Annotated in this window: 10 protein-coding genes and 1 pseudogene; 10 read left to right on the forward strand and 1 reads right to left on the reverse strand. The window is 69.2% G+C overall.

What is annotated here, in order from left to right; translation table 11 throughout:
* Position 1: 1 nt before the first annotated feature.
* The 10 genes and pseudogenes from AC07PU_RS14170 to AC07PU_RS14215 all read left to right on the forward strand — a co-directional run.
* Positions 2-1,498: pseudogene (locus tag AC07PU_RS14170) on the forward strand (M20 family peptidase); the annotation flags it as partial.
* Positions 1,499-1,535: 37 nt separating this feature from the next.
* Positions 1,536-2,711 carry an acetyl-CoA C-acyltransferase gene (locus AC07PU_RS14175; RefSeq protein WP_093342083.1) on the forward strand — a complete coding sequence of 392 codons (1,176 nt, stop codon included), beginning with the start codon at positions 1,536-1,538 and terminating at the stop codon, positions 2,709-2,711.
* Positions 2,712-2,886: 175 nt separating this feature from the next.
* Complete coding sequence (locus AC07PU_RS14180; protein WP_495318210.1) at positions 2,887-4,740, forward strand: acyl-CoA dehydrogenase; 1,854 nt, start codon at positions 2,887-2,889, stop codon at positions 4,738-4,740.
* Between the two features lie 14 nt (positions 4,741-4,754).
* Positions 4,755-4,973 (forward strand): hypothetical protein, encoded by a 219-nt coding sequence (locus tag AC07PU_RS14185; RefSeq protein ID WP_296782740.1) that lies wholly within the window; start codon positions 4,755-4,757, stop codon positions 4,971-4,973.
* 11 nt (positions 4,974-4,984) lie between these two features.
* Positions 4,985-5,287: a Dabb family protein gene (locus AC07PU_RS14190; protein ID WP_093342078.1), complete on the forward strand. Its 303-nt coding sequence runs from the start codon at positions 4,985-4,987 to the stop codon at positions 5,285-5,287.
* A 37-nt stretch (positions 5,288-5,324) separates the two neighbouring features.
* Positions 5,325-6,122, forward strand: coding sequence for an SDR family oxidoreductase (locus AC07PU_RS14195; RefSeq protein WP_093342076.1), 798 nt, complete (start codon positions 5,325-5,327; stop codon positions 6,120-6,122).
* 4 nt (positions 6,123-6,126) lie between these two features.
* Positions 6,127-6,588 (forward strand): PaaI family thioesterase, encoded by a 462-nt coding sequence (locus AC07PU_RS14200; RefSeq protein WP_093342075.1) that lies wholly within the window; start codon positions 6,127-6,129, stop codon positions 6,586-6,588.
* Positions 6,589-6,680: 92 nt separating this feature from the next.
* Positions 6,681-7,697, forward strand: coding sequence for an NADP-dependent oxidoreductase (locus AC07PU_RS14205; RefSeq protein ID WP_093342073.1), 1,017 nt, complete (start codon positions 6,681-6,683; stop codon positions 7,695-7,697).
* Positions 7,698-7,724: 27 nt separating this feature from the next.
* The gene (locus tag AC07PU_RS14210) at positions 7,725-9,374 is read left to right on the forward strand and encodes an isovaleryl-CoA dehydrogenase (RefSeq protein ID WP_495318214.1); all 1,650 of its coding nucleotides are present in this window, start codon (positions 7,725-7,727) and stop codon (positions 9,372-9,374) included.
* 36 nt (positions 9,375-9,410) lie between these two features.
* Complete coding sequence (locus tag AC07PU_RS14215) at positions 9,411-10,349, forward strand: glutathione S-transferase family protein (protein WP_093342070.1); 939 nt, start codon at positions 9,411-9,413, stop codon at positions 10,347-10,349.
* A 42-nt stretch (positions 10,350-10,391) separates the two neighbouring features.
* Here AC07PU_RS14215 and AC07PU_RS14220 read toward each other — a convergent pair whose 3' ends face one another.
* Positions 10,392-13,022, reverse strand: coding sequence for an ExeM/NucH family extracellular endonuclease (locus AC07PU_RS14220; protein WP_495318216.1), 2,631 nt, complete (start codon positions 13,020-13,022; stop codon positions 10,392-10,394).
* Positions 13,023-13,259: the final 237 nt, after the last annotated feature.

Below are 13,259 nucleotides of genomic sequence, written 5' to 3' on the forward strand. Positions count from 1 at the left end.
TCGTCCGGGACCGCGACCGCCCATGTTGAAACGCATCCTCCTGGGACTGCTGCTGGCGCTCGTCGCGCTGGCGGCGGTCGTGGCGGTCAAGACCTGGACCACGCCCTCGCGCCAGCTCGCGGTGGCGCCCGCGCCCAAGCTCGACATCGACCTGCAGGCCGCCGCCAAGCGGCTCGCGGGCGCGATCCCGATCCGTACCGTGTCCAGCCTCGACGACCCGGCCGCCAATCTGGCCGAGTTCGACCGGCTGCATGCCTACCTCGAGCAGAACTTCCCCAAGGTCCACGCCACCCTCAAGAAGGAAGTGGTGGGCCAGAAGGCGCTGCTCTACACCTGGACCGGCAGCGATGCCGCGGCCAAGCCGATCGCGCTGATGGCGCACCAGGACATGGTGCCGATCGCGCCGGGCACCGAGAAGGCCTGGAGCGTCGATCCCTTCGGCGGCGAGATCAAGGACGGCTTCGTCTGGGGCCGCGGCACGCTCGACAACAAGGGCAACCTGTTCGCGCAGATGGAGGCCATCGAGCTGCTGATCGCCAGCGGCTTCAAGCCCCGCCAGACCATCTACCTCGTGATGGGCGACGACGAGGAGGTCAGCGGCCTGCGCGGCGCGCAGCCGATCGCCGAGCTGCTCAAGTCGCGCGGCGTGAAGCTCGACTGGGTGCTCGACGAGGGCCTGCTGGTGCTCGACGGCGTGCTGCCGGGCCTGAGCAAGCCGGCGGCGCTGATCGGCCTGGCCGAGAAGGGCTACGCCACCTTCTTCCTCTCGCTCGATACGGCGCCCGGTCATTCCTCGATGCCGCCCGCGCACAGCGCGATCGGCAGCATGAGCGCGGCGCTCGCGCGGCTCGAGGCCAACCCGATGCCCGGCGGCATCCAGGGCGTGGCGGGCCAGATGTTCGGCACGCTGGCGCCCGAGATGAGCGGCATCAACCGCGTGATGCTGTCGAACCTCTGGCTCACGGCGCCGCTGGTCGAAGGCCAGCTGCAGAAGAGCCCGAGCAGCAACGCGATGCTGCGCACCACCACCGCGCTGACCATCGTGCGCGCCGGCAACAAGGACAACGTGCTGCCCGGCCGCGCCGAGGCCGCCGTCAATTTCCGCGTGCTGCCCGGCGACACCATCGACAGCGTCGAGGCCCACCTGCGCAAGCAGCTCGGCAACGACGAGATCAAGATCAAGCGCTACCCCGGCAACTCCGAGGCCTCGCCGGTCTCGCCGACCGACAGCGCCGGCTACCGCACCATCGAGCGCTCGGTGCGCCAGTCCTTCCCCGACGCCATCGTCGCGCCCGGCCTCATGACGGCGGCCACCGATTCGCGCCACTTCTCGATCGTGAGCGACGCGGTGTTCCGCTTCTCGCCGTTCCGCATGAAGAACGAGGACCTCGCGCGCTTCCACGGCAACAACGAACGCCTCGCGATCTCGAACTACGGCGAGATGATCGGTTTCTATCAGCAGCTGCTGCGCAACGCCTCCGGCGCGCAGCCCCAGTAACCCGGCTTTCCCTTCCATCTTCGAAAAGGACCTCACCATGACCAGCGCCGTCATCGTTTCCACCGCCCGCACGCCGCTCGCCAAGAGCTGGAAGGGTGCCTTCAACATGACGCACGGCGCCACGCTCGGCGGCCATGCGGTGCAGCATGCGATCGCCCGCGCCGGCATCGAGGCCGCCGAGGTCGACGACGTGATCATGGGTTGCGCCACGCCCGAAGGCGCGACCGGCTCGAACATCGCGCGCCAGATCGCGCTGCGCGCCGGCTGCCCGATCACCACCTCGGGCATGACCATCAACCGCTTCTGCTCCTCGGGCCTGCAGACCATCGCCACCGCCGCCCAGCGCGTCATCGCGGGCGAGGGCGACGTCTACGTGGCCGGCGGCGTCGAGAGCATCTCGTGCGTGCAGAACGAAGCCAACAAGCACATGCTGGCCGACCCCTGGCTCGTGAAGCACAAGCCCGAGATCTACTGGAACATGCTGCAGACCGCCGAGCAGGTCGCCAAGCGCTACAACATCGGCCGCGACGCCATGGACGAGTACGGCGCCGCGAGCCAGCAGAAGGCCACCGCCGCGCTGGAAGCCGGCCGCTTCAAGGACGAGATCGCGCCGATCACCGTGCTGGCCGGCGTGGCCGACCCCGTGATGGGCCTGCGCACCAAGGAAGTCACGATCGAGAACGACGAAGGCATCCGCCCCGGCACCACCAAGGAAGGCATCAGCGGCATCCGCTCGGCCATTCCCGGCGGCCTGATCTCGGCCGGCAACGCCAGCCAGTTCTCGGACGGCGGCGGCGCCTGCGTGGTGGTCGACGAGAAGTACGCCGAGCGCAAGGGCCTGAAGCCGCTGGGCCGCTTCCTGGGCTTCGCGGTGGCGGGCTGCGAGCCCGACGAGATGGGCATCGGCCCCGTGTTCGCGATCCCCAAGGTGCTCAAGCGCCTGGGCCTGACGGTCAACGACATCGACCTGTGGGAGCTCAACGAAGCCTTCGCGGTGCAGGTGATCTACTGCCGCGACAAGCTCGGCATCCCGGCCGACCGCCTCAACGTGGACGGCGGCGCCATCGCCGTGGGCCACCCCTATGGCGTGAGCGGCCAGCGCCTCACGGGCCACGCGCTGATCGAAGGCAAGCGCCGCGGCGCTAAGAAGGTCGTGGTCACGATGTGCATCGGCGGCGGCATGGGTGCCGCGGGCGTGTTCGAGGTGATCTGAGCTTCGTCCTGAACCGCTGAATTCGGACTTCCGGACGCAGAAGTCGCGAAGGTTACGCAGAAGTCGCAGAAGAGAAACCAGAATTTTCATTGGTTTTTCTCTGCGACTTTTTCTTGGCCTTCCGCGCCTTCCGCGTTCGCTGTCCGACCCCGATCCCGCTTTCCTGGAACACACCATGAGCCTGCGTCCCACCCTCGATTTCCTGCTCTACGACTGGCTGCATGCCGAAACGCTGGCCTCGCGCGAACGCTTCGCCGACCACTCGCGCGAGACCTTCGACGCGGTGCTCGACACCTGCGAGCGCATCGCGCGCGAGAAGTACGCGCCGTTCAACCGCACCGTCGACACGCAGGAGCCGCACTTCGACGGCGAGAAGGTGATCCTGCCGCAGGCCACGCACGACGCGCACAAGGCCTTCGTCGAATCGGGAATGATGAGCGCGGCGCAGGACTACGACATCGGCGGCATGCAGTTGCCCTACACGGTGCAGGCCGCGGCCAACAGCTTCTTCGCGATGGCCTCGGTGAGCATCGGCTCGAACATGCTGACCAGCGGCAACGCCAACCTGCTGATGGTGCATGGCACCGACATGCAGAAGGAGGTGTTCGCCAAGAACGAGTTCTCCGGCCGCTGGGCCGGCACCATGTGCCTGTCGGAGCCGCAGGCCGGCTCCTCGCTGAGCGACGTGGCCACGCGCGCCGTGCCCGATGGCGAGGGCTTCCAGGACGATCCGCTGGGCCCGCGCTACCGGCTCACTGGCAACAAGATGTGGATCTCCTCGGGCGACCACGAGCTGACCGAGAACATCGTGCACATCGTGCTCGCCAAGATTCCCGACGAGAACGGCAAGCTGGTGCCGGGCACGCGCGGCATCTCGCTGTTCATCGTGCCCAAGCGCATGGTGAACACGCAAGGCGAACTCACGGGCGAGCGCAACGACGTGGCGCTCGCGGGCCTCAACCACAAGCTGGGCTGGCGCGGCACCACCAACACGCTGTTGAATTTCGGCGAGGGCAAGTACCCGGTCGGCGGCAAGGCCGGCGCGGTGGGCTACCTGGTCGGCGCGCCCGGCAAGGGCCTGCACTGCATGTTCCACATGATGAACGAGGCGCGCATCGGCGTCGGCACCGCCGCCACCATGCTCGGCATGGCCGGCTATTACGCCTCGCTCGACTACGCGAAGAGCCGGCCGCAGGGCCGCCTCGTGAAGAAGCCCGAGGGCGGCGAGGCCAAGGTGGTCAAGGACTCGGCCGGCCCGCAGGTGCGCATCATCGAGCACGCCGACGTGCGCCGCATGCTGCTGGCGCAGAAGGCCTATTGCGAGGGCGCGCTGGCGCTCGAGCTGTACTGCGCGCGGCTGGTCGACGAGCAGAAGACCGGCAACGAGCAGGCCGCCGACGAGGCGCGGCTGCTGCTCGAAGTGCTGACCCCGATCGCCAAGAGCTGGCCCAGCGAGTGGTGCCTCGAGGCCAACTCGCTCGCGATCCAGGTCCATGGCGGCTACGGCTACACGCGCGACTTCCCGGTCGAGCAGTACTGGCGCGACAACCGCCTCAACATGATCCACGAGGGCACGCACGGCATCCAGGCGGCCGACCTGCTGGGTCGCAAGGTGCTGATGGAAAAGGGCCGCGGCCTGCAGCTGCTGGCGGGCCGCATGACCGAGACCATCGGCCGTGCCGCCAAGGTGCCCGCGCTGGCCACCCATGCCAAGGCGCTGGGCGAGGCGCTGCAGCGCGTGGGCAGCGCCACCGAGGCCGCCTGGTCCACCGGCGACCCGGCCGAGGCGCTGGTGAACGCGGTGCCGTACATGCAGGCCTTCGGCCACACGGTGCTGGCCTGGCTGTGGCTCGACGTGGCGCAGCGCGCGCTCGAACTCGACCCGGCGCAGGCCGCTCCCGCGACTGCTGGCAAGATGGCGGCCGCGCGCTATTTCTTCCACTACGAGCTGCCCAAGAACGGCGCCTGGCTCAACGTGGTCGAGAGCCGCGATCCGACCTGTACCGCCTTGCCCGAAGAGGCATTCTGATGCCCGCCATTGCCATGACCCCTCCGACTCCCGCCAAGCCACCGAAACCGCATGCCACGCTCGAGAAGTGGATCTGGATCCTGATCTACGGCGGCCTGTTCCTCGTCATCCTCGGCATCGCCACCGGCCGCACCGAGCCGGCCACCGGCTGGGCCATGGCCGTGCCCGGCGGCATCGCGACCGCCGTGGGCTTCGTGCTGATCTACGTGCGCTCGCGCATGAACGACAAGTAAGGAGCGAGGCCATGCTCAGGCACATCGTGATGTGGAAGTTCAAGGCGCACGCCGAGGGCGCCGACAAGGCCGCCAACCTCGCCAAGGCCAAGGCGCTGCTCGAGGCCTGCGCGACGCTGTCGCCGGGCACCGTGCGCTTCGAGGTCGCGCTGGCCCAGCCGGGCCTGGAAGCCACCTACGACCTGATCCTCAACTCGGAATTCACCGACGCCGCCGCGCTCGCGGCCTATGCCGAGCATCCGCAGCACGTCGCGCTGAAGCCCTTCATCGGCGCCGTGCGCGAGGCACGCCAGTGCATGGACTACGAGCTCTGACGCCACCCGAACACCACCGACACCCGGAGACATTTTCATGACCGCACGCACCACCCAGCAACTGTTCGACCTCCGCGGCAAGACCGCGCTCATCACCGGCGGCTCGCGCGGCCTGGGCCTGCAGATGGCCCACGCGCTCGGCGAGGCCGGCGCGAAGATCATGCTGAGCTCGCGCAAGGCCGACGACCTCGAGCAGGCCGCGGCCGAGCTGCAGGCCGCCGGCATCGACGCGCGCTGGATCGCCGCCGACTGCGCGAAGGAGGAGGACACCCGCCGCCTGGCCGAGGAAACGCTGCAGCGCCTGGGCGCGATCGACATCCTCGTGAACAACGCCGGCGCGAGCTGGGGTTCGCCGGCCGAGAGCCACCCGGTCGAGGCCTGGGACAAGGTGATGAACCTCAACGTGCGCGGCTATTTCATCCTGTCGCAGCACGTGGCCAACCAGTACATGATCCCGAAGAAGAGCGGCCGCATCATCAACATCGCCTCGATCGCGGGCCTCAACGGCAACCCGCCCGAGATGCAGACCCTGGCCTACAACACCTCCAAGACCGCGGTCATCGGCTTCACGCGCACGCTGGCGGCCGAATGGGGCAAGTACAACATCACCGTCAACGCGATCTGCCCGGGCTTCTTCATGACCAAGATGGCGGCCGGCCTGATCAAGTCGCTGGGCGAGGAGAAGATGGCCGCGCAGGCGCCGCTGGGCCGCCTGGGCGACGACGAAGACCTCAAGGGCCTGACGCTGCTGTACGCGAGCGATGCCGGCAAGCACATCACCGGCCAGTGGCTGGCGGTCGACGGCGGCGTGAGCGTGGTCCTGGGCGCGGCCTGAAGCAATGACCCAAGACTCCGACGACATCAACATCCGCTCGTACACGAGCCAGATCCCGTTCGCGCGCCACCTGGGCTTCGAGCTCGTGAAGTTCGAGAACGGCGAATCCGAGATCCGCTACACGGCCAAGCCCGAGCATCTCAACACCTTCGACGTGACGCACGGCGGCGCCTGCATGACCTTGCTCGACATCACCATGGCCGCGGCCGCGCGCAGCGTGACGCCCGAGACCGGCGTGGTCACGATCGAGATGAAGACCAGCTTCATGCAGCCCTCGGTCGGCCCGCTGCACGCACGCGGCACGCTGATCCACCGCACCGCCACGCTGGCCTTCACCGAGGCCAAGATCTACGACGAGCAGGAGCGCGTGTGCGCCCATGCCACCGGCACCTTCAAGTACGTGAAGCGCCGGCTGCCGACCGGCCCGGCGAGCGCCAACGCGATGCGCCCGCCGTCGACCGACTGACCGCGAACAGTCCAAGGGCGGCGGACCCCGTTCCGCCGCCGCAGTCCCAAGGCGCCTCGCGCGCCGCCATCCAGTTTCCAGGAGACACGACCATGCCGACCAACAAGCAGCAGATCCTCGACAACCGCCCCGAGGGCGAAGCCGTCGCGAGCAACTTCAGGCTCGTGACCGCGCAAACCCCGGCGCTCCAGGACAACCAGGTGCTGGTGCGCCACCACTACATGAGCCTCGACCCCTACATGCGCGGGCGTATGAACGACGCCAAGAGCTACGCCCAGCCGCAGCCGCTGGGCCAGGTGATGCAGGGCGGCACCGTGGGCGAGGTGGTCGAGAGCAAGCATCCGAAGTACGCCGTGGGCGACAAGGTGGTGGGCTTCGGCGGCTGGCAGGAATACAGCGTGGTCGATGCCTCGCAGCCCGGTGCGCTCAAGAAGGTGGACACCACCCACGTGCCGCTGTCGCACTACCTGGGCGCGGTCGGCATGCCGGGCGTGACCGCCTGGTACGGCCTGGTCAAGATCATCGCGCCCAAGGCTGGCGAGACCGTGGTCATCACGGCCGCCAGCGGTGCCGTGGGCAGCGCCTTCGGCGCGCTGGCCAAGGCGCGCGGCTGCCGCGTGGTGGGCATCGCGGGCGGCCCGGACAAGTGCAAGTACGTGACCGACGAACTCGGCTTCGACGCCTGCATCGACTACCGCCAGCATCCCGACGTCAAGACCATGAGCGCGGCGCTCAAGGAAGCCTGCCCGAACGGCATCGACGGCTATTTCGAGAACGTCGGCGGCTACATCTTCGACGCCGTGCTGCTGCGCACCAACGCCTTCGCGCGCGTGGCGCTGTGCGGCATGATCGCGGGTTACGACGGCCAGCCGCTGCCGCTCGCGAACCCCGCGCTGATCCTGATCAATCGGCTCAAGGTCGAGGGCTTCATCGTCAGCGAGCACATGGAGGTGTGGCCCGAGGCACTGGCCGAGCTCGGCGCGCTGGTGGGCAGCGGCAAGCTCAAGCCGCGCGAGTCGATCGCGCAGGGCATCGAGGCCGCGCCCGAGGCCTTCCTGGGCCTGCTCAAGGGCCGCAACTTCGGCAAGCAGCTGGTCAAGCTGATCTGAGGCACTGAAAACGCGAAGGAGCCGGCCATGGACGCGACCCACGAGGTATTCAACCAGCCGGCGCCACTGGCCGGCTACAACCTCTTCGACACCAACCGGCCCCTGCGCGATGCGTTGAATTTCAATGCGCCGCAACTGCCGACGGAGTCGCTGCGGCAACTGGGCGAAACGCTGGGCTCGGCCGACATGCAGACGCATGCGCGGCTGGCCAATGTGCACACGCCCGAGCTGCACACGCACGACCGCTTCGGGCGGCGCATCGACGAGGTCGAGTTCCATCCGAGCTACCACCTGCTGATGACCGCGGCGGTGGGCGCGGGCCTGCACGGCACGCCGTGGCGCGCCGATCCCGGCGCGGCCGCGTCGCCGCATGTGCTGCGCGCCGCGGGCTTCATGCTCTTCACCGAGCTCGAGCCCTCGATGCTGTGCCCGATCTCGATGACCTACGCGGCCACGCCCGCGCTGCGCGACAACGCGGCCGTGCATGCCGACTGGGGCGCGAAGCTCGGCAGCCTCGTGTACGACCCCGCGCTCAAGCCGGTGGCCGACAAGGCCGGCGTGACCATGGGCATGGGCATGACCGAGAAGCAGGGCGGCTCCGACGTGCGGGCCAACACCACGAAGGCCGTGCGCGCGGACAGCGACGGCTGGGGCGAGCGCTACGAGATCACGGGCCACAAGTGGTTCTTCTCGGCGCCGATGTGCGATGCCTTCCTGGTGCTGGCGCAGGCGCCGGCCGGGCTCAGCTGCTTCTTCCTGCCGCGCGTGTTGCCCGACGGCACGCGCAACGCGATCCGCATCCAGCGGCTGAAGGATAAGCTCGGCAACAAGGCCAACGCCAGTTCCGAGGTCGAGTTCCACGGCGCCAGCGCCTGGCTGGTGGGCGAGGAGGGCCGCGGCATTCCGCAGATCCTCGAGATGGGCACGATGACGCGGCTGGACTGCGCGCTCGGCACCAGCGGGCTGATGCGCCAGGCGCTCGCGCTGGCTTTGAACCACACGGCGCAGCGCAGCGCCTTCGGCAAGCCGCTGATCGCGCAGCCGCTGATGCAGAACGTGCTGGCCGACATGGCGCTCGAGAGCGAGGCCGCCACCGCGCTCGCGATCCGCCTCGCGCGCGCCTTCGACCGGCCCGCCGACGAGCACGAGCGCCTGATGGCGCGGCTCTTGACGCCGGTCGCCAAGTTCTGGATCTGCAAGCGCGGCAGCCTGCTGGGCCAGGAGGCGATGGAATGCCTGGGCGGCAACGGCTACGTGGAGGAGGGCGGCGAGGGCGTGATGGCGCGCGTCTACCGCGAGATGCCGCTCAACTCGATCTGGGAGGGCGCGGGCAACATCATGGCGCTCGACCTGCTGCGCGGCCTGCGCAAGGGCGACGCGGTGGCGGCGCTGGCGCACGAACTGGCGCCCGCGCGCGGCCAGCATGCGGCGCTCGACCGCCTGGCCGACGCGCTGCCCGCGCGCATCGAGGCGATGGCCTCCGAGGTCGAGGCGCGTCGTCTGGCACAGGACGTGGCGCTGGCCGTGCAGGCTTCGCTGCTCGCGCAGACCGCGCCGCCGGCGGTGGTGGGCGCGTTCTGCGCCTCGCGCCTGGGCGGCGACTGGGGCCATGCCTTCGGCACGCTGGGCGCGGGCACCGATTTCGATGCGATCGTGCGGCGCGCGCAGCCGGTCTAGAAGAACACTGTCTCCCTCTCACAAGGAAAAACCACGATGGCCGATCTGATCCTGCACCACTACGCCACCTCGCCTTTCTCGGAGAAGGTGCGCCTGATCCTCGGCGCCAAGCAGCTGCCGTGGAAGTCGGTCTTCATCCCGCCGATCATGCCCAAGCCCGACGTGGAGGTGCTCACGGGCGGCTACCGCAAGACGCCGTTCCTGCAGATCGGCGCCGACATCTACTGCGACAGCGCGCTGATCGCCGACGTGCTCGAGCACCTGCAGCCCGCGCCCACGCTGTACCCCGAGCCCGAGAAGGGCATGTCGCGCATCCTCGCGCAGTGGGCCGACACCACCCTGTTCTGGGCCGCGATGGCCTGGAACCTGCAGCCCAAGGGCGCGGCCGAGGTGTTCGCCAAGGCGCCGCCCGAGGCCGCCAAGGCCTTCGGCGAGGACCGCGCGAAGATGAGCGCCGGCAACATGACGCGGCTGCGCCCGGGCGATGCCACCAGCGCCTACAAGTCGTACCTGCGCCGGCTGTCCGACATGCTCGACGACAAGCCCTTCCTGCTCGGCGAGGTGCCCAGCATCGCCGACTTCGCGGCCTACCACCCGCTGTGGTACACGCGCCGCATCGAGGCGGTGAAAGGCATCCTCGACCTCACGCCCGCGGTGGTCGACTGGATGAACCGCATGGCGGCCATCGGCCACGGCACGCCCGACAAGTTCGGCGCCGACGAAGCCATCGCCGTGGCCAAGGCCGCGACGCCGCATTCGCTGCTGACCGACAGCACCTTCCAGGACGACCACGGCATTCCGCTGGGCAGCGCCGTCACCCTGCGCGCCGAGAGCTTCGGGCTCGAGGAAACGCCGGGCACCCTGGTGGCGGCCACGCGCACCCACTACACGCTGGAGCGCAACGGCGAGCGCACGGGCCGGGTGCATGTGCACTTCCCGCGCATCGGCTACGTGCTGAAGAAGGCCGAGGCCTGAAAAAACCGCCGGGCCGGCTGATCGCCGGCCCGGCGGTCCCGGTCAGTTCACCGTGTGCGAGCCCAGGCCGTCCGCGGTGTCGATGGGCAGGGGGACGGCGGGGCCCCATTGCTCCGCGGGATCGAAGGGCAGCAGCGGATTCCGGTCGCCGGCCTTGACCTCGGGCTTGCGGCGCAAGGTCTGGTTCAGCGTGCTGATGGCGCCGCTCTTCCACTCGTTGCCGGGGTCCACGCCGACCTGGCCGATGCGGTCGATGACCGTGCCCGACTTCTCGATCGTCAGCGCATCGTCGCCGTTGTAGTTGACCACGCTGCTGACGATCGAGCCCGCGGGCTTGAAGGGGGCCGTGGCGCCGCTGTTCGAGAGCACCAGCGTCGCGCCCGCGGCCAGCGTGCCGCTGAGCACCTGCGTGTTGGTCGGCGTGCTCGCGCCGTTCGAGTACAGCTTGACGGTGTAGAGGCTCAGGTCCAGCGCCGCCGCGGTCGGGTTGTAGAGCTCGATCGCCTTGTTGTTCGAGCTGCCCTCGATGTACTCGCTGAAGAACAGGTCGGGCGGGCCGGGCGGAACCACCACGATCTTGCTGACTGCTACGGTGCCGGAGCGCGTGGCGGTCTGGCCCGCCGAGTTGGTCAGCGTGATCACGACCTCGAAGCTGCCCGCGGCCGCGTAGGTGTGCGTCACCGTGCCCGCGCCCGGCGCGGTCGTCGCGGCGCTGCCGTCGCCCCAGTCGACCGAGAGCGAGGTCAAGGTGGTGGTGCCGCCGGGCAGGGCTTCCGTGATCGTCACGCCATAGCTTTCACCGGCCTTGGCGCTTGCGGGGATCGTGCCGCCGAGGATCGGCAGCGTCACGGCCGCGTCGGCCGCGAGGTTCAGCCCCACCAGCACCGGGTCATGGTCCGAGGCGCGGAACGGCGTGGGCGCGTAGCGGTCGTCGGTCGTGAAGTCGGTGTTGTAGTCGAGCGCGGTCGGCTCGTCGGCATTGATGTGCCACACGCCCACGCCCGCGACCTGCGCGGCCAGCGAGCCCGAGGCATAGGCATGGTCGAGCGCGCCGGTCTCGCCGCCGAACACGTAGGTGTAGCGGTCGTTGGCGGGCATGCGCTTGAGCAGGCTCTCGTTGCCGGCCGACTCGAGCACCTTCGTCGGGTCCTCGAGCAGGTAGCTGTTGAAGTCGCCCATCATCAGCACGTCGGCTTCGCCCTGCGCCTTGAGCTTGGCGACGAAGCTGTTGAGCGCCGTCGCCTGCTGGGTGCGCGCGAGGTTGAAGCAGCCCTGGCCCAGGTCGATGTCGCCCGTGCCCGGGCAACTGCCCTTGCTCTTCAGGTGGTTGACCACGAACCAGAAGCCGCCGTGGTTGCCCACCGCGCTGAAGCGCTGCGCCAGCGGCGGCCGGCCGCTGGGCGCGACGTACTCCGTGAGGTCGGTGCCGGTGGGAAACACCAGGCCGCCGACGCGCTGCACCTTCGCGGGCTTGTAGAGGATGTCGACCTTGATCGCGTCGGTGCCGAAGCTGCCGCTGCGCACCGAGGCGTAGGTGCCCGCGCCCAGCTTGGCGTTGAGCGCGGCCACGAGGTTGTCGGTCGCCACGTCGGTGTTCTGGATCTCCATCAGCCCGATCACGTCGGCATCGAGGCCCGCGATGGCCGCCACGATCTTGGCCTGCTGGCGGTCGAACTCGGTGCGGTTGTTGGCGCCGCGGCAGTTGCCCGCGCTCACGGCCTCGCTGCCGAGCGTGCAGCCCTGGCCGGTCTGGCCCGCGGCGTTCTCGCCGTTCTGGAAGGTGGTGAAGTAGTTCAGCACGTTGAGGCTCGCGACCTTCAGCGCACCGCCGACCGCGGGCGCGCTGGCCGGGCGCGGATTGGCCTGCGCGAAGCTGGTCGCCTCGGTCGGCTGGATCCGGTAGGCCGCGAAGTTGTGGCTCAGGATGCCTGTGACCTTCTGCGTCGTGTCGCCCATGCGGCGCGTGCCGTCGGTGCCGGCCGCGCTCAGGTAGGGGATGGGGTTCGGGTTCTGGCGCGAGCCGCCGTCGTCGAGCACGATGCGCGCGAGCAGGTTCTGCTCGTGCGTCGCTGCCGCGTTGCCGTTGGTGGGGTTGAACTGGCGGCCGTTGAGCGCTAGCACCAGTTGGCCGTAGCGGCCCAGCTCGAACAGCTCCGACACGGCCAGCGGCTGCGCGATCTCGACCAGCATGCCTTCGTAGCGCTCGAGCGTGGATTCGTCGGCCACGGGCAGCGTGATCGGCGTCGGCGCGATCGCGAGGCCCGAGCCGCAGATGGAAACGGCCACCGGCTTGTCGCTGCTGCCCGCGATCTGCGTGATGCTGTCGGGCTTGGCACCGGCGCCGGCGGTCTGGCCGAACTCGGTGACTGTGCCCGAGACCTGCACGTAGTCGCCGACCGCCACGCGCGTGGCGTTGGCCGGTGCGTAGACGAAGAGGCCCTCGGAGGTCAGCGGATCGGCATCGGGCACCAGCGACTGCACGAAGAAGCCGTTGAGCCGGGGATCGCCGGTGCCGGTGGCCTGGAAGTCGCCGACCACCACGCCGCGCACGGTCACGGCCTGCTCGGCCATCGGGCTCAGGTGGCCCGTGCCCTGCACGGCGGGAATGGCCGCGAGCGGCGCATCGGCCGGAATCGCGGCGGCGCAGGTCGGTGCCGGCGGCGGCGGTTGCACGGGTGGTGGCGCGGTGTCGGTGGGCGGCGGGGGAACGAAGGGGAAGACGGCACCGCCGCCGCCTCCGCCACCGCATGCCGTCAATGCGACGACCGCCGCGAGTACCAAAGTTCTGAGTTGCCAGGTCGGCCTCGGCGCTGCATGGATCATGGAAGTTCTCTCGATGGATGAAGGACCGGCGAGCGGGCTGCGGCGGGTTATAGGCAGCTTGTATGTAGCTTCGGAGACATCCTTCGG

The organism is Variovorax sp. GW821-FHT10D07, from assembly GCF_059415325.1.

Coding starts and splice junctions, on each gene's coding strand:
- AC07PU_RS14175 (WP_093342083.1), top strand. CDS start 1,536: ATGACCAGCGCCGTCATCGTTTCCACCGCCCGCACGCCGCTCGCCAAG.
- AC07PU_RS14180 (WP_495318210.1), top strand. CDS start 2,887: ATGAGCCTGCGTCCCACCCTCGATTTCCTGCTCTACGACTGGCTGCAT.
- AC07PU_RS14185 (WP_296782740.1), top strand. CDS start 4,755: ATGACCCCTCCGACTCCCGCCAAGCCACCGAAACCGCATGCCACGCTC.
- AC07PU_RS14190 (WP_093342078.1), top strand. CDS start 4,985: ATGCTCAGGCACATCGTGATGTGGAAGTTCAAGGCGCACGCCGAGGGC.
- AC07PU_RS14195 (WP_093342076.1), top strand. CDS start 5,325: ATGACCGCACGCACCACCCAGCAACTGTTCGACCTCCGCGGCAAGACC.
- AC07PU_RS14200 (WP_093342075.1), top strand. CDS start 6,127: ATGACCCAAGACTCCGACGACATCAACATCCGCTCGTACACGAGCCAG.
- AC07PU_RS14205 (WP_093342073.1), top strand. CDS start 6,681: ATGCCGACCAACAAGCAGCAGATCCTCGACAACCGCCCCGAGGGCGAA.
- AC07PU_RS14210 (WP_495318214.1), top strand. CDS start 7,725: ATGGACGCGACCCACGAGGTATTCAACCAGCCGGCGCCACTGGCCGGC.
- AC07PU_RS14215 (WP_093342070.1), top strand. CDS start 9,411: ATGGCCGATCTGATCCTGCACCACTACGCCACCTCGCCTTTCTCGGAG.